The organism is Myroides phaeus, assembly GCF_009799805.1.
GTDB classification, from domain to species: Bacteria; Bacteroidota; Bacteroidia; order Flavobacteriales; family Flavobacteriaceae; genus Flavobacterium; species Flavobacterium phaeum_A.
The window spans coordinates 2,731,842-2,758,555 of the sequence record NZ_CP047050.1 but is presented as its reverse complement, the minus strand read 5'-3'; the positions used below and the strand labels follow the sequence as shown (position 1 = coordinate 2,758,555).

Here is a 26,714-nt window from a genome sequence, read left to right as displayed (position 1 = left end):
AATATCAAATCTCGAATGTGGTGGTTTCACTTTATAATTTCTTCCATACTAAAATCATTTATCTTAATTTAGTAAGCTATTCCAATAGAAGGAATATTTATGACCTTAACATCCCATCAGAAAGTAATGCAACAAGGAATATATGAAGGCTTGATTACACAAGCATTAGCAAACAAGCTACAACAATTAAATCAAGATAAATATTATATAGCGAGTAAGCAATTAGATTTAGAAGAGGCAACTTTCTATTTAACGCAACACTTCTCTAAAGCTATGGAGAATGCTTTTGATGTAATTAAAGGAATTAAAAAGGAGTCATTACTTTCTCATCAAATTGAAATTGTAAACAAGCTATTGACTTATTTGCATAAGGAAATAGAAACGTATGATTTTACAGAAGATATACTAACAGCAGAAGGAAGTATATTGACAGGAGTATTAGATAAGATAAATACCGATTATTCAGATTTGTCTCTACGATTAAAGCAAATTACTCCAGTTTCAAGATTAACACAGAGTGAATTATTTACTGGAGGTAATCTTGGCTTATCGTTGGATGGTGAGTTGAAAAAAGAAATTCTTTCCTCAGATCGTATTGACCTGTTAGTTTCATTTATCAAGTGGAAAGCTATTGTTTTATTAAGACCAGCATTAGAGGAATTTACTCGTAATGGTGGGCAATTGCGAGTTATTACTACTACTTATATGGGAGCTACGGATGCTAAAGCTATTAAAGAATTAGCTGAATTGCCCAATACTACAGTAAAGGTATCTTTTAATACAGGTAACGAACGCTTGCATGCTAAGGCATATTTGTTTTATAGAAAGACTGGATTTCATACTGCATATATAGGTTCTTCTAACTTTTCACGAACTGCTTTGACTGATGGATTGGAGTGGAATGTAAAAGTTACAACGACTGAAATACCTCACATCATTGATAAATTTCAGAAAACTTTTGATACTTATTGGAATAATGAAGAATTTGAAGTCTATAAAGGAGATGAAGATTATGAGAAGGTAGATAGTGCTTTAAAGCGTAGTAAAATAGGCAAAAGTGATCAACAAGAAAACATTGCCTTTTTTGACATCAAACCTTATTATTACCAAAAGGATATTTTGGAAAAACTACGTGTAGAACGCTCTACGCATCAATCTTATAAGAATTTAGTTGTTGCTGCCACAGGCACCGGTAAAACTATGATTGCTGCATTTGATTTTAAAAGTTATTACAGTGAGAATCCAAATACTAAGATGTTATTTATAGCTCATAGAATAGATATTTTAAAGCAAGCACGTACAACTTTTAGACAAGTATTAAGAGATCAAAATTTGGGTGAATTATTAGGTGATGGATATACTGTTCAAAATAAACGTTTTGTTTTTGCTACTATTCAAACACTTTATAATAGTATTGAAAAAGGAGAAATAGCTTCAAACTACTATGATTATGTTGTTTTTGATGAGGTACATCATGCAAAAGCAAGCACATATCAATCTGTAATAAAATATTTGACACCTACTATATTATTGGGATTAACGGCAACTCCTGAACGTATGGATGGAGGTAATATTTTAGAAGATTTTAATTTCCGAATAGCAGCAGAGATTCGCTTACCAGATGCTTTAAATAATAAATTACTTTGTCCTTTTCAGTATTTTGCTATATCTGATAGTATTGATTTAACAAATGTTGTTTGGAAAAATGGTAAGTATGATATTGCAGAGTTGACTAATATTTATACTGCAAATGATATCCGTGTTGGAGAGATTTTATCTAATATAGATAAATATACACAAGGTGTAAAATCAGTTACAGCTCTTGGATTTTGTGTAAGCAAAGCACATGCAGAGTTTATGCATAATAAATTTCAGGCAAAGGGAATTAAATCTGCATATTTGACATCAGATAATAGTAGTCAAAGAGAAGAATTAATAGGAAAGTTAAGAAGAAAAGAGATAAATTATTTATTTGTAGTTGATATATTCAATGAAGGTATTGATGTACCTGAGATAGATACCGTTCTTTTTTTAAGGCCAACAGAAAGCTTGACAATTTTCTTACAGCAGTTAGGAAGAGGTTTAAGATTGAATGAAAATAAAGAAGTTTTATCGGTACTTGATTTTGTTGGGAATGCCCGATCAGAGTATGATTTTGAGAATAAATTTAGAGCATTAGTAGGCAAGACAAATACTACAGTATTACAAGAAATAGAACAAGAGTTTCCTCATTTACCTCTGGGATGCTCTATTATTTTAGAGAAGCAAGCAAAAGAATATATTCTAAATAATATTAGCCAGGCGATAAACTTAAATAGAAGAAAGCTATTGCAAAAAATTAGACAGTTTGGTGAACATACAAATAAACCATTAACTCTTGCTAACTTTCTGGAGTTTTATAATATTGAATTAAAAATGTTATATAAGACAGATCTTTTTTCTGTGTTATGTAAAGAAGCTATTGGAGGTGAAATAGAAGAGCTTAATTTAGATAGATATAGAAGTATGTTTAAAAATAAATGGAATGTAACAGAATCTTTCTCGTACTTTTCATTTATTATGAGATTGATTGCTGTTGATTTTAATTATAATGCGTTACCTCAAACGGATGAAAATTATTACATGGCTCTGATGCTTCATTATGATTTCTGGCAAGATAATAAAGTGTCTTTTAGTATTCAGGAATCTATGAATATAATTGGTCAGAATAAGATGATGCTTAATGAAATGGCGGCTTATTTAGAGTATAAAATATCTAATATTAGTTTTGAGGAGAAACCTGTTGTAGGATTAACTTATACACTGCCTCTTAAAATACACGCACGTTATACAAGGGATCAGATATTAGCCGCTTTTAGGTTAAGTACAATTGATAAAAAGAGTTCGAGTAGAGAAGGTGTCACTGAAAATAAGGAATTAAATACAGAGTTATTATTTGTAAATCTACAAAAGAGTGAAGAGGACTTCTCGCCAACTACAATGTATGATGATTATGCAATTAATGAAAACTTATTTCATTGGCAGTCTCAAAACAATACAGCTGATACTTCTCCAAAAGGAGTTTCTTATATAGAACAAATACAGAAAGAAAAAAAGATTGCATTATTTGTTAGAGAAGGGAAGAATGATATGTATAAAAATACGCAAGGTTATGTATTTTTAGGACTTGTGAAATTTAAAGATTACTATGGATCTAAACCTATGTCTATTACTTGGAAGTTAGAGGAGCCTATCCCTAATTATATGTGGAAAGAGGTTTTAAAACTAAGAATCGGTTAACACCTATCTTTAACTAAGAAAATATATCTCTTAATTACAATACACAACCCACAAAACAAAAACAGCCACTCAATCGAGTGGCTGTTTTGTTATTTCTTAGCAATGTTATTTAAAAACATTTGCTTTACTTTTTGTAAGTCATAGCTCTTTTCTGATTCTAACTCACCAGAACCGATGATTTTTGTTACTTCTCCCTCTCCATTGATAACAAAGAAGAACGGATAGCCTAATTTCTTACCATTTGGAGCGTATTTCTCAAATACCTCTGTGTTCTTGTTCTTTGTAGAGTAATTTAAGTGGTAGTATAAGTAATTTGCATCTACAACAGTCTTCAACTCCTCATTTTTTTGAACGAAGTCGTTAAATCGCAAACACCAAATACACCAGTTTCCTCCAGCTTGTACAAATACATTCTTACCTTCAATCTTTGCTTTAGCTACTAATTCATTGATTTTTGCTTGTGCATCTTCCTCTTCGTTATAAGGCTTTGCAAGTTGTTCTTTCTCCTCATTTACCTGTTGCTGCTTAGCTTCAGTACTATCAACTGCTGCTGTAGTTGTTTCCGTTTCCGTTTTTTCTACTTCTGCTTCTTTCTTACAACTTGTAAGTGATAAAAAAGCAGTCAGTAATATAGATGATATGATAAGTTTTTTCATAATTAAGATTGAATTATATATTGTTTGATGTTGTGAATGTAATAAAATAATTTAAAAATGGCGTTCTTTACTATTGTTTTTTTGCCTATTATTCATATTTACAAATATTAATCAATTAGTCATTAAATGGTACTAACTGTTCTGATATTTTATTTTAAACAATTGTAAATGAGTGTTTTATTTGTTTTTGTGGTAAAATGAGATTTAAAAAGGATGAGATTTATAATGACATAAATATTTGATTTGTTTTATTCTACAGATTTTTATCGTAAGCACTTTTTTATAAAATTAAGTGAATATATACGTTATTTCCATTATGCAGATTACCTTTGTAAACTTTGACAGTAAAAGCAAATATTAGATAGTGTTATGAGAATTATTCCCTGTAAAGAAGGAGACTTCTATGAAGATGAGATAAAGGACTTTTTATTGATTAATGGCAAGCAACTAACGACGGAGATTCAGTTAGCAGTGCAACCGTTTTTGGTAATGACAGAGGAGTATAACGTCTTGTTAGATGTTGGTCTTGGATATAATGAGAACGGTGAGTATATCATAGATGCTATTTTAGCAAAAGAGGGGATAACTCCTCTAACTATAGACCGCATTTACTTATCACATTTACACAAAGATCATATTAATGGTTTGTTAGTAGAAACTGATGCGGGATATGAATGTCGTTATCCTAATGCGGATATTTATATTCAACGCCGCGAAGCAGAGTTTGCTATAAGACAACAAGATGATATTTCTTTTGATTACGATATTTTAGAGGAAGTATTAGATTTACCTAATATAGTGTGGATGGATGATGATCAAGGCCGTTTAGATGATTATATCACCTATGAGGTTGTTGGAGGACATTCTCCTTATATGCAAGTGTTTTGGATGAAGGATGGTAAGCATACGTACTTTTACGGTGCAGATAATTTGCCAAAGCGAAATTACTTAGACTTTGATATTGCGTTTAAGAGTGATTACGATGGTAAACGAGCTATGCAGTTACGCCAAGATTGGAAAGTACGTGCAAAGGAAGAACAATGGATTGTATTGTTTTACCACGATATGGATATGATGAGTTATTCGTTTGAAATAGATAAGTAAAAAGAAAGCGCTAACAATACTGTTGGCGCTTTTTTTTAATCCTAAAAAAGGGACATGATTAATGTGATCATATACCTGATTACAGCAGTTAATAAAGTAATCATAATAGTAGTTTTAGGTTAGTTTATATTTATGAATAGTATCTTCTATGTTTTTCCGTATTAATGGTCTGATTGTAAAGGTAGTAATAAAGGTGCATAGTGCGAAAACCAATATTAAAAAACTGTATAAAATAGTTTGAAAAAGCAATGAACTATTTTCTGTAGTGCGATATAATTCAGTCAAAAAAGGTGTAAACATTCCTCCTATAATAGGTAGACCGAATCCTTGTATCGCAATAGAAGAAATAAGGAACTTCTTATTTGTGGTTTGACACAATTTACGGATAGCGTAATGCCATTGTATTCCAACGAATACATATAGTAGAAAGGTTATTATCAGTAAACTGCTATATATTTCAGCAGCACTGTTAGGAAATACTTTACCTATTAAGCATAACAATAAAAATAAAGCAGTGGTCAATACAATTCTCGGAAAGGTAAAAAAGCCAAGTAATGTTTTAAATAGTAGCTTTATATAACTCCCCGTTAGTCGTTTTGTCTTTTCTTCTATAATATCAGAGAAGCCATACACGCCAAACTTCTTGAACTCAATTTGTAAGGCATTATCAAAAGTGATATTGTTGTCAATAGTCCACTGTAGCTCAATACCATTAGCCAAGTGATCTACTAACTCCAATTCTACGTCATAGTGTTCAACATAATGCTTTTTCACAAAAAGGTGAATCTGCTGTACTTGTTGTTCTGTTAGTTGTGTCATAAGCTAAGGTGTTAGGCAATAGTGTGTACTTTAATTTTTTTGGCTTCTATGAAGTAGTAGCTCTGATTAAATGCAATAATTAGTATAAGAGGAATTATTTTATAACTGATATCATTAGTTCCAAACATTAATAACAAAAATAAAGCTATACCACCATAGCTAAGTGCTTCTTTGGCAATAAAACGTAGGCGATAGTTTTGTACTTTTCTATATTGAAAGAATAGAATTGTACTTAACGCTACAGATAAAAAGGCTGATACTGTAAATAGTGAATTAGCTAAATTATAGTTGGTTATGGTATTAGCAAAAATGTACGGAATAAGCAATCCTACAATTATTGCTAAAGTGTGATAAGCAATATCTCTCCAAAACCAATTCTTAGCCAAATATCTTGGAATATTATTATAACGTACCCAAAGATGAGGATTTAAGTTTTTGTTCCACTTATTAAAAGTAGTCTTAAATGCATCAGTGTATGTTATCCCCTCAGATATTAGTTCCTCAATATCACAAGCGATATGATCAAGTACTTCATAACGGGCATCTTCATATCTTATCTTGTAATGGTCAATTAAAAATTGCTCAATCTGCTGTACTTGTTTTTCTGTTAGTTGTGTCATAAGCTGAGGTGTTAGGCAGTTAATTTCTTTTTTAAGACTTCTCTTTCGTTGTTAATCGTTGGATAAATTACAGATACACTAATAAAATACCATAGTATAATAAATAGTATTGCTGAAGCAACTAACCAGGTTTGACGATGGAATATCGAGATAACCATTCTAAAGTAAACGAAAAAGATAATGGTAGGGAAAGCAATAAATTGAAACTTTACTTTGTCTAATATCCACTTTCTACCTTCACTTTTATTTTTTCGTTTGGTTTTAATGACATCAATGCTTGCCCATATAATATTAAATACAAGTGTTGATAGAATAAATATATCTGCTATATCTCGCGTGTGTATAAAAATTGCTGTATATTTTAGTAGAGCATAGATAATACTATATAATGCCATTGATACAACTATTCTATGCCATTTGAAATAGCGTTTAATCTCCTTTAAGAGATTCTTTATGTATTGCAATGTTAAAGCTTGTGCTTTTAACTCAACTACATCAGAGAACCCATATACACCAAACTTCTTGAACTCTATTTGTAAGGCATTATCAAAAGTGATATTGTTGTCTATAGTCCACTGTTGCTCAATGCCATTAGCCAAGTGATCTACTAACTCCAATTCTACGTCATAGTGTTCAACATAGTGCTTTTTCACAAAAAGGTGAATCTGCTGTACTTGCTGTTCTGTTAGTTGTGTCATAAGCTGAGGTGTTAGGAAATAGTGTGTACTTTAATCTTTTTAGCTTCTATGAAATTATACACTTGCATCAAAGCCATTGTAAAAGCTAATGATATCATCAATAAGTCATTAGTAGAGATGCTAAATCGTATTAGTAGCACTAATGTGAATATAGCATCCATAATTGCATTTTTTGTAAGAAAACTCAAACGATAATTTTCTTTTTTTCTGTGACTATAATAAATTAAAGTAGCGATGATAAAAGAAATAACTATAAAAGTGGCAAATACAGGACTACTTAAATTATACTCTCTAATAGTATTTAATAAAAGGAGAGGCAATGTTATACCTGCTATAGCAGTAAGGGCGTAATATGTCAAATCTCTTTTTAGCCAAGTTTTAATTAAAAACCAAGGCATATCATTATATCTAATCCAATGATGAGGTTTTAAACTTTTGTCCCATTTGTCAAAAGTAATATTATATGCATCTGCGTAGATAACATCATTATGCATCAAAGTTTCAATTTCACAAGCGATGTGATCAATTATCTCACAGCGAGTTTCTGTGTATTTAATGTTGTATTGGTCAATTAATTGTTGCTCTATTTGTTGTATTTGAATGTCTGATAATCGTTTCATAATTAATAGCAATGTTGGTTTTTAATAATATTATGTCAATTTTAGGTTGACGATATTCTGCATATTTCGGATAAAACTTTCCAGTTCCTCCATCTTATTATCTGTTTCCTTCACCCCAGACTCCGTAAGCTTATAATATTTACGCACACGGCCATCTACGCGTTCCATTTCAACATCTAAGAAACCATCTGCTTCCAATTTGTGTAGCGCAGGATATAGTGCTCCTTCTGTTAAACTCATTTCACCTGCGGTAACTTCTTTTACTTTTTGCGTAATCTCATAACCGTACATTCGCCCGTTTTGCTCCAATAACTTCATTATAATTGCGCTGAGGCTTCCTTTGTATAATTGTTGTTGCTTTTTCATACTTAAGATTCTTATGTATGGCAAATATAGAAATAAAACTGATACATCAAATACTTAGGTATTGTTTTTAATCAATTATTATCGATGTAGGACATTGAGGTCTGTTAGCTATATCAAACAGGTTGAGTTGCTTAATTATTCTTGTTGTTAACTAAAATCAAGGAGTAGGAGGAAACATAAGGACACTATACATCACAACTGCTCGTAGTCAGAAAAAGAAATAAACGAATAAAAAAAGAGTAGAATAAACATTTCGATATACCTTTGCGTTTTGATAAAAAAATGGAAATAGACATATTATTCTACTTGTGTATTGTAGCTTTCTGTGCTGGTTTTATAGATGCCATTGCAGGAGGAGGTGGGTTAATACAAACCCCGTTAGGATTGGCATTACTACCTACTTATCCAGTATCGACTGTAATCGGGTCATTGAAGATTCCGGCTTTCTCAGGAACAGCAATGGCGGTAAGGCAGTATCTGAAAAAGGCTAAGATAAACTGGAAGTACTTCGGAATATTAGCAGCTATATCCTTTGGGAGTGCGTTTCTTGGTTCTTATACCTTGACTATCGTCAATAATGACTTTATGAAACCGCTCTTGTTTGGCATACTGTTATTACTATGGGTGTTTACGTATGTGCGAAAAGACTTTGCAAGAAAAAGTATAAGTGCTGTAACAGACAAGAACAAGTATAAATACGGAATAATAATAGCTTTATTTGTGGGCTTTTACGATGGTTTCATAGGTCCAGCTACAGGAACATTCTTTATTATGGGGTTCATCTTTTTAGTTGGCTTTGATTTCTTTAAAGCCTCTGCTTATGCTAAGATGATTAACCTTGCTACCAATTTTGGAAGTATTTGTTTATTTATGTTGAAAGGACAGATTATATGGGAAATAGCAATTCCAATGGCGATATGTAATGGAGTAGGAGGATACTGTGGTGCTAAGTTGGCTATTTTGAAAGGACAACAATGGGTACGTTATATCTTCTTGTTTATTATGTTTGTTGCCATTTGTAGATTTGGTTATGAAGTATTTGAGTTTTAACTCCCACGAGTTATTCCTATAATATAAAGCGAAAAGCCCTGACACCGTAGTGATCAGGGCTTTTCTAAAGTACAAAAAAGTTATTTTTAGTCTTCCATAGGAAGTTGATTTTCTATTAATTCTTGGTCTTTCTTACTCATAAATAATCGGCCCATTTTATCTAAACCAAAGCGCATTTTGATATCTCTTGTACGCCCAAAGTGGTGAAATAAAATATAGAGTAAAATACCCACTCCTGCGATGTTTATATAACCAAATAAGGTTTTGTTTGCAGCTAATACAGCGTTTACTTGCACTGCTTTTAAACTGATGCCATTATTAGGTCTAAACAGTAAGGCGTCGTCAAAATACACAGCCAAGTTGGTTAAACTTTGTAATTGTAGCTGGTATTGTACCCAATTGAATAAAGAAGAACAAATACCTAAAGAGATGAAGGTTCTCCATAAAAGGATGAAACCAATCAAGCTCAACAAGCTTGGAATATCTAATTTATCTAAAGCGTAATACCAGATTACGATAAACAATACTCCCGTACCATAGCCTTTTAAGAACATTGGCAATAGCCAGCTTTCATAGTTGAACTCAGGAACCATTGAGAAGTACATAATTACTGTGTACATCATAAACGAGGCAAATCCGGAGAACGCAAGCATACGGATAGGTATCTGACGGCTAAACCACTTGTAACATACTATTGCACCAACAAGTAAACCAGGAACCATCATTACGTTTAGTGAGGCGTTTGTCAAGGGGTTGTATCCCAAAACTCCCACTGCAAAGATGTTTTGTATATTGGTTGTAGCTAAGTACATTCCTAAAAAGAACAACATCAAGATAGCGTGTCTTACGTTATTTTTCTTAAATGCTTTAAGTGATAAGAATGGTCTTTTTAATAGTTGTTGTCTCAAAAAGAACAAGAATGCCAAAACGATAAAGGTAGCTGTGGCATACTTTATTTTATCAGAATTGAACCAAGCTTGTTGTTTTCCAAAGGATAGGATATACCCTAAGATGATAAACGAACTATTATACAACAATACACTTAACCAGTCGATATAATAAAGGGGTACCTTTTTCATAAAGCGTTGGTTATGTTGGAAGATTACGCAGATTAAAGCAGTAATTAAACACATAGCAGCGTATTGTAAGTATCCAAACTGCCAGTTGAGGTAGTATGAGACTTTAGCGATATGATAACCTGATAGCTGGGTAACCATTAGTACTCCAGAGTAAAATATGCTGTAAAACAATCCTCTATTTCCTCCTTTACTCAAGAGGAACATTAAAGGAAGTAATACCTCCATCATCCCCAGCATTTTAAACATACCCACTAAGAACGAAGCTCCAATAATAACCTGTGGTTGGTGGGTTGTACCCATTATGGTAAATAGAAAAGCGATGCTCACCAAAGAAGTGATAAGTATCTCTTTAGTTCTGAATCTTGCTTTGATACGAATCACCAAGGGCATTACAGTTCCCATTCCTACTACGTTAGCATAGTTTGCCCACATATAGTATTCTGACATAGCCCCTGTACTACCCACTAAGTAGGTGATATTAGTAGTGTAAATTCCGCTTAAAGAAAAGAACACTAAGGCAATCAGGATAATCAGTAAGAGCATAACAGGTTTAGGAACCCAATTGTGAAATAATCCTTGATTATACATTTACTTTATATTTTTAATTAAAAACCAAAAGGCGAGGGGGTTATCCTTTTACTTGGATATTCATATTCATCCCTGCTCTTAGTCTTTCTACATCTTCTTTTTTATTAGCATCTGTAAACTCAATACGCACAGGAATACGCTGTTGAACTTTAACGAAATTCCCCGTTGAGTTATCTGTAGGCATACTTGAATATCTTGCTCCAGTTGCTGCTGAAATAGCTGTTACAACCCCTTCAAAACTTTGTCCTCTAAGTGCATCAGCACTCATATTGATTTTAGTTCCAATTTGAATATCTGGCATTTGTGACTCTAAGAAGTTAGCAGTAACCCATTTGTTGTTGTGTAAAACGATTGTTCCGATTTGCTGACTTGGGTTAAGCAATTGGCCTTCGTTGATTAATCTTCTCCCCATTGTACCATCATAAGGAGCAGTAATAACAGTGTAAGAAAGATTCAATTTAGCCATATCAAGCATTGCTTTAGTACGTTGAATATCCGCATCATTTAAGGCTAAACGCGTTTGAACTTCAGAAACCGAAAGTTGCGTTGTACTTTTTTGTTTTGTCAAGGCCTCGTATCCTGCTTTAGCCGCTTGGTATTCTGTTTTTACTTGGTCATACTGTTGTTGTGTTACAGCTTCAGCCTCCAGTAAGTTTTTAAATCGGTTACTATTTTGCTCCGCATTCCACAATCTCGCTTTAGCTCCTTCTATATTAGAGTCAAAAACAGCAATATTGTTCGAAACCGTTTGAATAGCAGATGAGGTAACTTGCTTTGCCGCCAATGCACTTGCGTATGCAGCTTCTGCTTGTCCTACTTGCGTTAATATTTCGCGATTGTCAAGAATAACCAGTGTATCACCTTTCTTTACATTTTGGTGTTCAATGAATCTAATCTCTTTAATATATGCAGATACCCTTGTGTTAATCGGGTTTATAAATTCTTCAACCTGTGCAGATTCAGTATAATCTTTGTCGCCAATATGGAAGTACTTGGTCAATAACCAATAAAATGCCAAGGCGATAATCAGAAAAGTAGTTACATTAATGATAATAATCTTCGATTTCTTACCGATCTCTTGTTTGTGGTTAATCCCTGTATTGGAAGAAGCAGCAGCTGGTTTTTGAGTTTCCTGTACTTCTGGAGTTTCTATGTTGTCTTTATTTTCCATTTGTAATTGCAAACATTAATTAAAGTGTTCCTGTTGATTTGATTAAATTGTAGTATTGAAACAATACGTTTATCTGTGCATTAGCATATTGTAATTCCGCTTCTAACTTAGCATTTGTAGCATCAGTCATCTCGGCTTGAATTGCTAACTGGTTTAAGTATTTAGCTTCAATAATGCGGTAGTTTTCTTGAGCTAAGTGTTGGCTCTTTTTCAATAGATTAGCGTTTTGAACAGCCTCTTGATATTTGGTATAAGCAGCATTCACACCCATTTCTATGTTTTGTAATAATAAGATAAGTGATTCATCTGCATGAGATTTGTGTATTTCTTCCAATTTCACTTTTCCTTTTGTCTTGTATAGGTTGTCTAAGCTATAGCTAAGAGAAACACCAACCTGCCAAGCATTAGAATACATATCCATTACAGGGTTTACCGTTGTTATAGGTCTTGTCATATTATATCCACCAACTGCGGCAAGTGCTGGGTATCTATCTGTTTTAGCTACCTCAATTTTCTTTTGTGCCAACTCTACGCTTTTCTGTGCCATAGCCAACATAGGGTGGTTTTCATAAGCCAATTGCAGATAGTAAGAAAAGTCACCTTCTAATGCTTTATTGTTTACATCACTCACTGGGATAAAGGTTGTATTCGGTTGTAATCCTAATGCAAACGCTAAGTTGTAGTTTAGGATAGCGGTATTGTTATTTACTACTAACAATGCTTGGTCAATGTTTTGCAAAGCCAATTCACCACGGATAACCTCGTTTCTGGTCATCATACCTTCTTTGTAAAAGCGAGTAACATTTTCTAAGCGAATATTAGCCAGTCTTTTATTGTTTTGGTAAACCTGTTCTTGATTTACCAATTTGTATATATCCAAATAGTTAGATATTACAAGAAACTTAATAGCTTGCTGGTCCTTTTCGAAGTCGAGATTCGTCAGTTGCTCACGCATTTCAGACATTTCGATAGACTTGTTAATCAAACCACCTTTGTATAATAGCTCCGAAGCCTGTATAGCATAAGAATTTCCAAAATGTGGCATATCTTTTGTCATAACCTTACTGAAGTCCTTGTCTAATATCTGTACATCACCAATATAGGCAGCAGTAGCAGATGCTGTAAGGTTTGGAAGGCGTTGTTGTCTAACAACCTTCGTTTGCTGAGTAGCAAATTCTTTATTCTTTTCGTTAACTTTTAGTTGTTGGTGATTTTCAAGAGCAAGTTGTATAACTTCCTCAATAGTAAGTTCTTTTACTCCGTTTTGGGCATAAGAAATACCAGACGATAATAAAAGAGCACTTATTCCATAGAAGCATTTACGCAGGGAATATTTCATTTTCTCTAATCATTTTAAGAATGCAAAGTTAGGCTGTAGCTATACTTTGTAAAATGATTAAAAAACGGATAAAGATGTTTGAAAGTATTATTTTGTTTATTTAAACTGCGCTCGATATTGAGTCGGGCTAATGTTAAGATGTCTTTTAAAGAAGTGAGCAAAAGCGTATTGATCGCTAAATTTGAGCAATTCAGCAATTTCTCTGATTGGATTTGTTGTACTTGACAATTGTGCTTTAGCCTCGTTTAGAATAAACTCGCCTATAATCTCGTTTGGAGTTTTATTTGTAATCTCTTTAACGACAGTGCTTAAATGGCGTATAGATATACGGAGTTGATCTGCGTAGAACTGCACTGTTTTATCGCGTAAATAGTTTTCGGACACCAAAATAAGGAAGTTATAAGCTATAGCTTGTTGGGTAGTCATCTGACTTAAACTGTCGTGTTGTTTAGGAGAGGTAATACTAACAAGGTGATATAAAACAATATTAAAGTAGTTTTCAACAATCTCTCTTGCATACTCGATATTGTTGAAGTTTTTGATATAATAGTTAAGCATACGAATGTTTTGCCAGAACAATTCCAATTCTCCAGGAGTTGTAGTAAAGCTTCTTTTTAGCTGTCTTTTTAAGTTGTCATATACTTTAAGCTTGTTGAGTTTAAGTGCTATTTTTTGGATAAACTCCAAGTTGTAGCTTACTAATCTTAGCTCTATATCATCACTCATCTCAATGGTTTCGTACACGTATTTCTTGTCAAAAAGAATGATTGTATTTGCCGTTGCTTCAATTTCTGTAATCTGTTCTTTGAATAATAGACGACCCTTTTTTACAAATAAAATCGACGATCGAATAGGGCGGTAAGGGTGACCAATAGGAACAATATCAAAGATAGTTTTCTCGTCATTTACTGCTACTTCTAAGAAGGGATTATTTGTATTTGAATCTGCGTTTTTCAAAGTAAGATGAATTGAAATTAAGTATTGCAAGTTACCAAAAAAAATGGGTAGGTTGACTTAATACATAATCCAATTCTCTTCCTTAATATTCAATTAGAATAAGATTTATGTATCCAATAACAAGATGTTTTTTGTGATTTATTCGTGTAAGTAAAGAGTCATATAAGGAGTGTTTAACAGTAAATGAGTTTTTTTTAACAAAAAATAGCAAGTGGTAAGAAAAGTTCAAACCTTGTTTTTGGTTAAGTATGTGTTTTTTAATTGAATAATCTATCTTTTTTACTGTGAAATTTATTTTAGGATATGGTTATAAAGCTATGTAGTTATTATATTTGCAGGCATTTTTAGAACGCAATATGTGCTATTGTAAAATTGGGTTAATAAAATAATTTCCAATGAGTTGTGTTTTTATGGAATTATCGTATTCTTAGTTAAATAGATGTTTTATTGGTAATATTTAAATATAAAAAACCTCTTGTAGAAAGGTTCTGTTGTGCAGGTCTTATATAAGTGATATTGTTAATTATTCATAAAATGTGATTTTACATAATTTAAATTGTGACTCAATGAGAATTGTGTGTCTTAAGGGTGAAAAAATAGAAATAGAATGTCTTATTTACTTTGTAATTATCGACATATAAAAGAGTAGAGCTCTATTGAATACAGATACCAATTTTTGGGAAAGCAATTGGTATTAGGTATTAAAATAGTAAAGAGAAAAATAAGAATAACGGATTATTTTTCTTCTTTTAAAGATTAAAAAAAGTACTATTTGTACGAATGAAATTTTAAAATGGTGTTTTTACATTGAATGTAAAAATATTTAGAAGTTTCATTACTAAAAATGAGATTTTTTTGTAAACCGTTATAAATCAAAGCGTGCACTGCGTTTCATTTTATTGGGAAGTACATCTTTTTTACAAAATGAAACATATATAAAAGTGAATAGTGCTATCTTTGCATAAATAATTTGTGCGCGCGATATGAACTTATGTTTCAAAATCGCGAAGTACAGATAAATTGTAAAACTATACAATACTACACCTTATGAACAAAAGATTAATTTCTGCTGGCTTGCTAATGTCATCTCTTGCGATCAATGCGCAAGTAGGGGTTGGTACATCAACACCAAACAAATCTGCTGAGCTTACTGTAGCTTCAACAAATAGAGGTTTATTGATACCACAAGTGCCATTAAAGAACACTGCAGATAAGAGTACAATCACAAATGGTAATGTTGAAAGTTTACTTGTTTACGCAACTGTAAAGCAAGAGGATATTATTCCAGGATACCACTATTGGGATGCTAAACGTCAAGTTTGGAAACGCCTAACAGCGGACTCTGAAATTCCTGCGCTTGTTGTAAATCAATTTGAAAATATCTTGAATCTGGAAGGAGACAAGGTGAAAAATCTGATTAAGAATATCGTGAATAATACTACGGGAAATGTAGTGTATGAAGGAGATAAATTATACCACATAACAGAGGGTGGTAAAAAGGTTGAAATCAAACTTGGCGATATTGTTAAAGCAAATGAAACATTGACTGTTTTAGCTTACGATAAAGTTACTGGTGCTTTGACTTATTCTGATGAGAAAAAAGCTATCGTTACTGTTGATATCAAAGGGGCTGTTAAGTCTTTTGAAACTGTTAATAGTATCATCACAGATGAGGATAAAGGAACGATTACTTTTAAAGATGCAGCTGGTAATGTAAATGCTACTGTTAAGATTAAAGACCTTGTAAAAAAATACGAGACAGTGACTACTCTTGTGGATAACAAGAATGGTACTTATTTATACACGTCTGAAAATAATACACAAACTACAATCAATGTGCCTGCTGATGTAATTAATCAATTCAACAAAATCGTGAATAACGGTGATGTTTTAAAAGAGTTGGTTACTGTTTTAGGAGATACATATGTAGGAGGTAACGTTTACTATGACGGAGATAAGTTTCAATACGTTGATAATAGCGGAAAGAAACATAATGTTAGCCTTGAACAATTAGTAAAAGGAAAAGAAACTATTACAACTTTAGTACGTGAGAAAGCTGGTAAGTATGTTTATACTAATGAAGCTGGAGCTACATCTAATATTACTGTTGTAGGTGATGTTACTGAGGTAATCAAAGCTAAAACTGACCAAGACTTGTACAATGTGTTAAAAACATTTGTAGATGTTGAGGAAACATTGACACAATTAGTGTACAACGCATCAACTAAGAAATTGGTGTTTAGTGATGAAGATGATAAAGAGCACGAGATTGACGTAGATGCATTAGTGAAAAATAACCAATTTGTTTCTGTAGTTCGCGGTGGTACTAATATCAATGTAACTAAAGTTATCGACGGAAATACGATTACTTATACATTAGATGTTCCAACTGCAACTAAAGATGTTGCTGGGGTTGTAAAAGCTGGTAGCGGATTAGACGTTGATGCTAATGGAAACCTTAGTGTGAATTTAGAAACTGCATTAAATGGCAAGAATTTGAGTGGCGACAATATTATTGTTGTTACTGATGGTAAAGGAGCTGTTTTAAAAGAAACAAAATTAGCAGTAAATGAAAAGGCAATAAGCCTTGAGAATGTAGGAGGTTTGCTTAATCTGTCACAATTACATAAAGGTAATGCAGGTGATGTGTTAGTTGTAGATGCAAAAGGTAATGTAGTATGGTCTGCAAAAGAGGCAATAACTACAAATACATTAGTATTAACTGGTTCTGATTTAGTTTCTACTGTTAACGGTGTAGCGATTACACAAAGCTTAAAAGACAAATTGTCTACTGAGATGCTTCAAAAAGGAGCTGTTACAGCTGATAAATTAGGAGCTACTGCTGCTGAAAAAGGAAAAGTTCCTGTGGTACAAGCAGACGGAACAGTGAAATATGAAAACATTGCTGCTTCTAATGTAGATGGAAAAACATTAGATTCTGCTAATGAGTTATTAACTGTATCTGATGGAGCTGGAGTTGTATTGAAAGATGTAACATTAACAGTGAACCAAGGGAAGTTTGATTTAGCTAAAATAGGAGGAGAGTTACAATTAACTCAAATCAAAAAAGGAAATAAAGGAGAAGTTTTAGTAACAGATAAAGATGGAAACGTTAGTTGGGCAAAACCAGAAAGCGATTTAATCAAAGAGATGGTTCAAAAGAACCAAACGGTTACTAAGATTGTTGATCATAATAATGGATCATTCACTTATTACAATGAAGCTGATTTTGATTTGAATGGCGAATTAAAAGCAAATGCGAAAGGATTGACTTTTGATGCCAATACATTGACAATTTCAGTGAAAGATGGTGTATATACATTTACAGATAAGTCGACTAAAGAGCCATTAGCTGTTATTGATACAAATGCGAGTTCAATTATTTTCAATGATAATAAAACGCAATTGGGAAGTACTAATGTACAAGGAGCAATTGAGAAGTTATTAGAGAAAATAGGTGCGGTTGAAAGTACGAAAGGAGAATTGAGCGGTACAGGTATCTTAATTAATGGCAAAGCAAGTTTAGTTGATTCTGTGTTAAAGAATATGGTGTTGTCTATAGAGGATGGTGCTATTACAACAGATAAGTTAGCAGCTGATGCTGTTACAACGGCTAAGATTGCTAAAGGAGCTGTAACAACAGATAAAGTTCAAGCTGGAGATAAGGGTACTGTTTTAGTTACAGACAAGAACGGAAACGTTACTTGGGGTAATGAGAAAAATGAGGTATTGAAAGAGATTGTTTCAGCAAACGAGACAGTAACTATTCTGTCTTATGATAATGCAAGCAATACATTAACCTATACAAACGAAGCTAATATTAAAGAGACAGTTGCTTTAAGCGTTGGTTCTTTATCGTATGACGATAAAACTAACTCGTTGAAGTTTACGGATGCTGCAGGAAAGGCGACAACATTGAAGTTGAATGAGGTTACTGCTTCACTAAAGGATGGTGTTTACACTTTTGTAGATGGAAAAGGAGAAACAATTACATCGATAGATACAAATGCATCAGCAACTGGATTTGATGATACGAAGTCTAAGTTAGGAGCAAATAATGTTCAAGAAGCTATAGACAATTTAGTTAAAAACTTAGCGTCAGGAGCAGAGGTTAAATTGCAAGACAAGCAAGATGGTAAAGTTACATTAGTAGCAAAAGATGGATCAGTATTAGGAACAGTAGATAAATCTTCTGTTACTTCAGATGGTAAGGGTTCATACACGTTTACTAATGGAAATGGAAAAGATGTTGTCATTAATGTAGTTGGAGATGTAGTTAATAACCTAACAGCAGAGGGAGATATTTACAAAACACTTGTAGAAATCTTAAAAGACAAGAGTGATAAGTTAGTAAATAATAACAATGGAACATATACGCATACATCGGTAGATGGTTCTGTAGTTGAGATTGACGCAAACACTACAACTGTTACGATAGATAAAGGTGTTTATACTTTCAAAAACGGAAAAGGAGATGAAATTACATCGATAGATACCAATGCATCAGCAACTGGGTTTGATGATACGAATTCTAAGTTAGGAGCAAATAATGTTCAAGAAGCTATAGACAATTTAGTTAAAAACTTAGCGTCAGGAGCAGAGGTTAAATTGCAAGACAAGCAAGATGGTAAGGTTACATTAGTAGCAAAAGATGGATCGGTATTAGGAACAGTAGATAAATCTTCTGTTGTTTCAGATGGTAAGGGTTCATACACGTTTACTAATGGAAATGGACAAGATGTTGTTATTAATGTAGTTGGAGATGTAGTTAGTAACCTAACAGCTGAGGGAGATATTTACAAAACACTTGTAGAAATCTTAAAAGACAAGAGTGATAAGTTAGTAAATAATAACAATGGAACTTATACGCATACAGCGGTAGATGGTTCTGTAGTTGAGATTAACGCAAACACTACAACTGTTACAATTGAGAAAGGTGTTTATACTTTCAAAAACGGAAAAGGAGATGAAATTACATCAATAGATACAAATGCATCAGCAACTGGGTTTGATGATACGAACTCTAAGTTAGGAGCAAATAATGTTCAAGAAGCTATAGATAAATTAGCTAATACAGTTAGTACAACTAAAGGAGATTTAGAACTATCAAAAGAGTTAGAGTTTGTAGGTGGTACAGATGGAACTAACAAATTATTGGCTAAAGCATCAGTAGGAATTAAAGATGGAAGTATTGGTACTGGTAAATTTGAAAAAGGAGGTAACGGTACTGTTTTAGTTACAGACAAGAGCGGAAACGTTACTTGGGCTGAAAAAACAAATGAAACTTTAACCGATGCTGTGAAAGCTAACGAAACTGTTACAGTATTAGTTAAAAATACAAATGGTTCTTATACTTACTATAACGAAAAAGAAGTAGGAGCAGATGGTAAACCAGTTAGTGGTGCTACTGGAGTTAATATTGATCCAAAAGAAGTTTCAGTTGAATTGAATACGGCAAAACATCAATATGAGTTTAAAAATGCTAATGGTGATGTAATTGGTTCAATAGATATGAATGCTTCTAATGTAGCAATCGATAATAAAGGAGTCTTTACGTCAACAGATGTTCAAGGTGCTTTAGAAGAGTTGTTAAAAAACATTAAGGCAGTTGAAAGTACAAAAGGAGATTTAACTGTAGCTGGTGGTCTTGAGTTTACTGATAAAAGTAATGGAACAGAAAAGTTACTGGCTAATGCAGGAATTCAAATTGCAGACCAAGGTATTTCAACAGGTAAACTTGCTAATAATGCAGTTACAACAGATAAAGTTCAAGCTGGAGATAAGGGTACTGTTTTAGTTACAGATAAGGATGGAAACGTTACTTGGGGTAATGAGAAAAATGAGGCATTGAAAGATATTGTTTCAGCTAACGAGACAGTGACCATTCTGTCTTATGATAATGCAAGTAATACATTAACTTATACTAACGAAGCTAATATTATAGAGAGAGTTGCTTTAAGCGTTGGTTCTTTATCATATGACGATAAAACTAACTCGTTGAAGTTTACGGATGCTGCAGGAAAGGCGACAACATTGAAGTTGAATGAGGTTACTGCTTCACAAAAGGATGGTGTTTATACTTTTGTTGATGGAAAAGGAGAAACAATTATATCGATAGATACAAATGCATCAGCAACTGGATTTGATGATGAAAAGTCTAAGTTAGGAGCAAGTAATGTTCAAGAAGCTATAGATAAATTAGCTAATACAGTTAGTACAACTAAAGGAGATTTAGAACTATCAAAAGAGTTAGAGTTTGTAGGTGGTACAGATGGAACTAACAAATTATTGGCTAAAGCATCAGTAGGAATTAAAGATGGAAGTATTGGTACTGGTAAACTTGCTGATAATGCAGTTACAACAGAAAAGATAACTGATAAAAATGTAACAGCAGATAAGCTAACAGCTGGAAAAATTGATAACGAAAAGCCAAGAGTTGGTATTGCAGATAAAGATGGAAACGTTACTTATCAAAACTTTGAAACAGTAGTACAAGGAAATCAAAAAACAGTTGTTTTAGTAGATGGTACAAATACTACAGTTGAAAGTAAAGTTGATTCAAAAGATGCTAACAACACAATTTGGAATGTAAATGTTGCCACAGCAAAAGGAGCTGCTAATAGTGCCGAATCTGTTTTAGGTTTAGTAAAAGAAGCAAAAACAAATCCAACTGTTATTATTTCTCAAGAAGGAGAGTTGTCTGTTAATCTAATGACAACAAACTCAATCAAAGAAGTAACTGGAGAATACGGTGTATTGACTGATGATGTAATCATCTTAGGGAATGCAGTAAATGGAGATGTAAGGATTACTTTACCAACAGCTAACACAGCGAATAAAGGAAAAAAATACACAATTAAAAAACAAGATAAGAACGAAGATAACTATGTAACTGTTTTCGGAGCGATAGAAGGATTACAAGAGGTTTATACAGCCTTGCCATATTCTGGATGGGACTTCGTTTCTAACGGATCACAGTGGATAATCGTTAACAAATTATAATCACCTTACTTAACATAACAAAACACATGAAAAAATTAATATTATCTGCTTCAGTAGCATTTTCAGTTCTTGCAACTACAAACGTATCAGCTCAACAAGGTTTTGGAACAAATGCTCCACATAAATCATCAGCTGTTGATATCGTTTCTTCAAAACGAGGTTTATTGATTCCACGTATTGATATCGCTGATTTAGACAAGGCTGCTCCTGTTTCTGATCCTGCAGATGCGTTGATGGTTTATAATAAAGGAACTCAAACTGCTCCAGGTTTCTATTACTGGGAAAAAAATAGATGGGTGCGTTTCGTAGCTTCTAATACTGAAAAAACTGTTACTGTAACAGCAGGTACAAATGTAAATGTTGATGTAGATAGCTCAAAGCCTAATACAACTGATTATAAAGTTAGTGTAAAAGGAGGTGATAAAGACGGAAAGGTTTTAGTAACTAAGATAGATGGTAGTAATAGTACAACGGTTTGGATTGATCCAAAAGAGTTTGTATTTAATGCTGTTAGTGCTACAAACGGTTTAACTGTAATTAATGATAAAGAAGGAAATAGCCAATTTGAATTAGGTGGAGCTTTAACTAAAGACTTAACGACTATTGGTACTGGAAATGGAAAGAATTTAGCAATTATTGGATTAACAGATGTTTCTGATAAATTTGATGGGAAAGAGCAAAAGATCGTAGTGATGGGGGCAGATGGAATTTTAAAAATTACATCTCCTAAATCATTAATTGAAGAGTCTATTGCTAAAGGTAATTTAGTTGCTAAAACATTAACTACTGATGGTAAGATTGTTATTGGTGATGATAAAAAATCAGAATTGCCTAATTCAGTTTTAGTTGAAACTAAATTGAGTATTAAAGAAGGAAGTATCACAACTACTGAAATTGCTAACGATGCAATCACATCAGAAAAAATTAAAGATGGAGAAGTAAAAACATCTGATTTAGCTGGTGGTGCAGTTACAGCTGAGAAATTAGGAGCAAAAACTGAAGATCAAGGAAAAGTGCCAGTGGTTCAAGTTGACGGTACTGTAGTTTATAAAAATATTTTTGAAGAAGGTGTAAATGCTAAAACATTAAAAGGGTCAGGTATTACAGTAACAGCAGGAGATACAGAAGGAACAGGTTTATCAGTTGCAAGTTCTTTATTGAAAGATGTGACTTTAGGAATTGCTAACGATGCAATTACATCAGAAAAAATTAAAGATGGAGAAGTAAAAACATCTGATTTAGGTGGTGGTGCAGTGACAACTGAAAAAATTAGTGATGGTGCAGTTACAGCTGATAAAATGACAGCAGGTACTGTTAATGGAGAGGGTAAAGTTGATTATGCTGCAGAAGGAACTGTTCCAGTAGCAGGAAAAGATGGTAAAGTTACTTATCAAAATGTTTCTGCTACATTAGGAAAGGCATTAACAACTGATGGTAAGATTGTTATTGGTGATGATAAAAAATCAGAATTGCCTAAATCAGTTTTAGTTGATACTAAGTTGAGTATTAAAGAAGGAAGTATTACAACTACTGAAATTGCTGATAATACTATTCAAAATGAAGATATTCAAAGTAAAACTATTGGCGTTGATAAATTGGATGCAACTGGTGCAACTGCAGGACATGTAGCTACGGTTAATACAGACGGAACGGTTTCATATAGCACAATTACTCCAGCTGCTTTAACAGATAAGAAAACATTAACTACAGATGGAGTTATTGTAATTGGAGAGAACGGTGAAGCAAAAGAAACAACAGCGACTAATTCATTATTAGCTGATGTTAAGTTAAACATAGGTAAAGATAAGATTACAGCAGACCATATTGCTACAGGTGCAGTTACATCAGATGAGATTGCAGATGGTACTATTCAAGCTGTGGATATGAAATCAGATGGTAATTCAAAAGTTTTAGTTACAAATGAAAAAGGAGAAGTTATTTGGACTGAGCAATCTGCTTTAAATAATAAAGATAAGTTTGAAGGAGAGGGGCCAATTGCTGTTAATGCTGGTACTGATAATAAAACAGGTGGTAAAGATTATACTATTTCTATTGCAAATGCAAATGGAAATAGTACTGCTGGTGTTGTGAAAGAGGCAAAAGAGAAGCCGACAATTAATTTTGTAGATGGAGTAGCAACTGTAAATGTTGCATATATATCTGAAACACAAGGTAAAGGATTAACATCAACAAGTATTACAGTTAAAGATGGAGCTAATGCATTGTTACACGCTGCAAGTATTGAGATTACTCCAGGTGAAACAGATGGAATGGTGTTAGTTACTACTGGTACTGATACAAAGACAACGAAATGGGTTCCTGCCGGAGAACTGGGAAACACTGTTACAGCAAATAATGGTTTAGCTAAGGATGATAAACATAACATCACATTAGGAGGTGATATTGATTTAGAGACGACATTAAATGTTACTGATGGCAAGGGATCTTTGTCTATTAAAGGATTAAAGTCTCCTAAAGATCTTAAAAATTCAAATGTAGTTGTAGGATCAGACGGGAAATTAGCTGTAATCGACAAAACTCCAGCAGGACCAGTTACAATTAACAATGGAGGAGAGATTACAATTAATGGTTCTACTGTTGCAAATTACCATCCTTCTATGGAAGAGATTGTAATCGAAGTAACATTAGGAGAAAAAGATACAAACTTACAATTACCAGTTATTGACGGTACATCAGGACAAACAATTAGTGTGAAAATCATTAATGAAAATGAATCACATACAGGATATTTGAATATCAAGTCAGGAACAGATTTATTAGCATACGGAGCAATGCCATTCCAAGGTTGGATTATTAAATCTAACGGTACTAAATGGATCATTGTAGGGCGTAACTAATTAAAAAACACAACAAAATGAAAAAATCTTATATAGGATATGCAGGACTTGCTTTAGTACTTTCTTTAAGTGCTGAGCAAGCTCACGCACAACAAGGATTCGGAACGGATAAGCCACATAAATCTGCAGCAGTAGATATTCAATCTCCTAAAAGAGGTTTATTAATTCCACGTGTAGATTTAGTTGAAACTACTAATGGGCTAAACCCTATTAATGGACCAGCCCAGTCATTGATGGTATATAATGAAAATACTCACGAAGACGTAACTCCAGGTTATTACTATTGGGATACTAATCGTTGGGTGCGTTTTGCAAAACAATCTGATGTTACTGAAATCTCTTTAGCAGGTGATGCTATAGGGAAAACAGGAGAAACAAAGGTTGTTGCTATTCAGGGTTCACAAGTAAGTGAATCAAAGCCTGTTGCTAATCAAGTTTTGACATTTGTAGATGGTAAATGGACACCAACTACCATTACGGCTTCGCATATAAGTGATGCTAAGAATTTGTCTGCAGCAGATGAGGGAAATGCTACTATTGAAGTGGTTACAGGTGGTAAGAATGCTACGCTTGTAGAAACTTCTTTAAGAGTTAAAAACGAATCTATTACTTCTGCTCAAATAAAAAATGGAGAAGTAAAAACGGAAGATTTAGCTGATAAAAATGTAACTGCTGGTAAATTAGTAGCTGAAAAGGAAGATGCAGGTAAGGTAGCTGTTGTTCAGAATGATGGATCGGTTAAGTATGAAAACTTAGCATCTTCTCTTGTGACAGGACAAGATGTAACTGCGGCAAGTGATAAGGTTGTGTTAAGTGAGGGAGCAAAAGGAGCTGCATTGAAAGCATTCACAATCGATGTTGATGAAAAGAAGTTAAGTTTACAGAATATAGGTGGGCAAGTAACTAATGCTCAAATTACACCTGGTACTACTGCTGGACAAGTATTGATTACTGATGGTACTACAACTAAATGGGTTAATCAATCTACTTTAATTACAGCTACAACTAATGTGTTGGCGCTTAAAGGAAACGCACTTACGAGTACTGTAAATGGTGTTGCTTCATCTGTAGATTTAGAACCGGCTATTCAGACTGGTCAAAAAACGGTGGAGGTTGTAAATGGAACAAACACAACTGTTACTAAAACACCTGCTGAAGGAGGAAAACACACTACGTACGCTGTAAATGTTTCTCAGGAAGCTATACGAGCAGTCCAAAAAACGACAACTGTTGTTGGTACAGATAATCTTGTTACTGTTACACCTACTGTTGATAATAATAATACGGAGTACAAAGTAAGTATTAATAAGGCAGAGATTTTAAAAGATCAAGTTAATACAGTTGTTAGAGCTGGTAATGGAGTTATTGTTTCAGACGGGAAAGCGACTCCAGAAAAAGATGGTAAAGAAGTTTTCTATGATGTAGCTATTGATACAAACGGAGCTACAAAAGGACAAGTATTAACTATCGAAGGAGAAGGTGATAACAAAACAGTAAAATGGACAACACCTGCTGCTGATAAGGACACTAATATCTATAATGTTGATGGTACTTTGGCAAACAATCGTACGGTAGATTTGAATGGTAATACATTGAATTTTATTCAAAAAGTAGCTAATCAAGAGGCGTCTACGGCAACGTTTGGTCAAAACGGAGCTCAATATGCTTTGACTTTGTCAAGCGCTGATAGAAGTAATGTTCAGGTGGCATCAAGAGGTAATGGAAGTACAAATAGAATGGATTTCTTTCAAGATCCAAATCAAGTCGGACAAATTACTGCTGCTGGAAAAAATGCAGGTTTACAGTTTAATATAACTTCTGAGTCTGGTACTAATCAAGGATTTGCTTTTACAGCTAATCAAATTCAACGTATGAAGTTAGCCGCTGATGGTAAGCTGACAGTTGGTTTGTTTGGTTCGGAAAATGGAACTGTGACTGAAACGCCTCGTAAAGTAGCAGAATTTAACTCTTTAGAAGTAGTTCATGGACACGTGAAAATTGATGAAATAAATCAATTACCTGGTAATATTGTTACGGATAAAGTGGTTGTTGCTGATAGTAATGGTGTTTTAAAAACATCAAATGGAGCAATGCCAAAGTTCTTTTATATGCCTGCTGTGATTTTTGATACATCAAAAAAAGGATCAGGACTTCAAAGAAACTTATACCAAGATTATGTAAATCAATTTACAGGAGGTTTGCCAGGAACAGGAAGTGCAAATTATAATATAGCACATGGTGCCGATGAAGGGGTAATGCCTTATACTGGAGGTATTATTGGAAGTGAGGGTGCTCCTGCTGATATCTCTGTTTTAAATAAAGAACAATTGCATTATTATGTAACTTATTACGATACAAGTGTTTTCTCAGGAATTAAGATTAGTAAAGAAGGTATTATGACTTATAATATTATTGGAGAAGCAACACAAGGGTCTTATATGACTATCGTTTTTGTAATAAAAGATTCAAATACAGGTACAGGAGTTCAATAGTAGGTTTTATCTATTA

At 33.4% G+C, this 26,714-nt stretch carries 16 protein-coding genes; 6 read left to right on the top strand and 10 right to left on the bottom strand.

Features of this window, described 5'->3' with window-relative positions:
• Nucleotides 1-99: 99 nt before the first annotated feature.
• A complete protein-coding gene (locus GQS07_RS12265) occupies nucleotides 100-3,279 on the top strand; it encodes a DUF3427 domain-containing protein (RefSeq protein WP_233269277.1) in 3,180 nt (1,059 codons plus the stop codon).
• Between the two features lie 89 nt (nucleotides 3,280-3,368).
• Here GQS07_RS12265 and GQS07_RS12260 read toward each other — a convergent pair whose 3' ends face one another.
• A complete protein-coding gene (locus GQS07_RS12260) occupies nucleotides 3,369-3,935 on the bottom strand; it encodes a thioredoxin family protein (protein ID WP_158211074.1) in 567 nt (188 codons plus the stop codon).
• Between the two features lie 369 nt (nucleotides 3,936-4,304).
• Here GQS07_RS12260 and GQS07_RS12255 point away from each other — a divergent pair, with 369 nt between their 5' ends.
• Nucleotides 4,305-5,039, top strand: coding sequence for an MBL fold metallo-hydrolase (locus GQS07_RS12255; RefSeq protein ID WP_158211073.1), 735 nt, complete (start codon nucleotides 4,305-4,307; stop codon nucleotides 5,037-5,039).
• Between the two features lie 114 nt (nucleotides 5,040-5,153).
• On the opposite strand, the gene GQS07_RS12250 is transcribed toward GQS07_RS12255, so the two are convergent.
• The 5 genes from GQS07_RS12250 to GQS07_RS12230 are packed head-to-tail and all read right to left on the bottom strand — an operon-like array spanning nucleotide 5,154 to nucleotide 8,162.
• Nucleotides 5,154-5,858, bottom strand: a complete 705-nt coding sequence (locus tag GQS07_RS12250; RefSeq protein ID WP_158211072.1) for a hypothetical protein — start codon at nucleotides 5,856-5,858, stop codon at nucleotides 5,154-5,156.
• Nucleotides 5,859-5,869: 11 nt separating this feature from the next.
• Nucleotides 5,870-6,478 (bottom strand): hypothetical protein, encoded by a 609-nt coding sequence (locus GQS07_RS12245; protein ID WP_158211071.1) that lies wholly within the window; start codon nucleotides 6,476-6,478, stop codon nucleotides 5,870-5,872.
• Between the two features lie 11 nt (nucleotides 6,479-6,489).
• A complete protein-coding gene (locus GQS07_RS12240; protein WP_158211070.1) occupies nucleotides 6,490-7,176 on the bottom strand; it encodes a hypothetical protein in 687 nt (228 codons plus the stop codon).
• 11 nt (nucleotides 7,177-7,187) lie between these two features.
• Nucleotides 7,188-7,796, bottom strand: coding sequence for a hypothetical protein (locus tag GQS07_RS12235; protein WP_158211069.1), 609 nt, complete (start codon nucleotides 7,794-7,796; stop codon nucleotides 7,188-7,190).
• 30 nt (nucleotides 7,797-7,826) lie between these two features.
• Complete coding sequence (locus tag GQS07_RS12230) at nucleotides 7,827-8,162, bottom strand: PadR family transcriptional regulator (protein WP_158211068.1); 336 nt, start codon at nucleotides 8,160-8,162, stop codon at nucleotides 7,827-7,829.
• Between the two features lie 282 nt (nucleotides 8,163-8,444).
• Between GQS07_RS12230 and GQS07_RS12225 the strand changes: the two genes are divergently transcribed.
• Complete coding sequence (locus tag GQS07_RS12225; RefSeq protein ID WP_158211067.1) at nucleotides 8,445-9,212, top strand: sulfite exporter TauE/SafE family protein; 768 nt, start codon at nucleotides 8,445-8,447, stop codon at nucleotides 9,210-9,212.
• Between the two features lie 86 nt (nucleotides 9,213-9,298).
• On the opposite strand, the gene GQS07_RS12220 is transcribed toward GQS07_RS12225, so the two are convergent.
• From GQS07_RS12220 to GQS07_RS12205, 4 genes are all read right to left on the bottom strand, one after another.
• Complete coding sequence (locus tag GQS07_RS12220) at nucleotides 9,299-10,879, bottom strand: MFS transporter (protein ID WP_158211066.1); 1,581 nt, start codon at nucleotides 10,877-10,879, stop codon at nucleotides 9,299-9,301.
• A gap of 40 nt (nucleotides 10,880-10,919) precedes the next feature.
• Nucleotides 10,920-12,050, bottom strand: a complete 1,131-nt coding sequence (locus tag GQS07_RS12215; protein WP_158211065.1) for an HlyD family secretion protein — start codon at nucleotides 12,048-12,050, stop codon at nucleotides 10,920-10,922.
• Between the two features lie 19 nt (nucleotides 12,051-12,069).
• Nucleotides 12,070-13,389, bottom strand: a complete 1,320-nt coding sequence (locus tag GQS07_RS12210) for a TolC family protein (protein ID WP_158211064.1) — start codon at nucleotides 13,387-13,389, stop codon at nucleotides 12,070-12,072.
• 96 nt (nucleotides 13,390-13,485) lie between these two features.
• Entirely contained in the window at nucleotides 13,486-14,346 is an 861-nt protein-coding gene (locus tag GQS07_RS12205) for a helix-turn-helix domain-containing protein (RefSeq protein ID WP_158211063.1), read from the bottom strand.
• Nucleotides 14,347-15,393: 1,047 nt separating this feature from the next.
• Between GQS07_RS12205 and GQS07_RS12200 the strand changes: the two genes are divergently transcribed.
• Genes GQS07_RS12200 through GQS07_RS12190 form a run of 3 tightly spaced genes read left to right on the top strand, consistent with a single transcriptional unit; the run spans nucleotide 15,394 to nucleotide 26,698 of the window.
• Nucleotides 15,394-21,348, top strand: a complete 5,955-nt coding sequence (locus GQS07_RS12200) for a hypothetical protein (protein WP_158211062.1) — start codon at nucleotides 15,394-15,396, stop codon at nucleotides 21,346-21,348.
• A 26-nt stretch (nucleotides 21,349-21,374) separates the two neighbouring features.
• Nucleotides 21,375-24,206 carry a hypothetical protein gene (locus GQS07_RS12195; protein WP_158211061.1) on the top strand — a complete coding sequence of 944 codons (2,832 nt, stop codon included), beginning with the start codon at nucleotides 21,375-21,377 and terminating at the stop codon, nucleotides 24,204-24,206.
• A gap of 17 nt (nucleotides 24,207-24,223) precedes the next feature.
• The gene (locus GQS07_RS12190; RefSeq protein WP_158211060.1) at nucleotides 24,224-26,698 is read left to right on the top strand and encodes a hypothetical protein; all 2,475 of its coding nucleotides are present in this window, start codon (nucleotides 24,224-24,226) and stop codon (nucleotides 26,696-26,698) included.
• Nucleotides 26,699-26,714 lie beyond the last annotated feature (16 nt).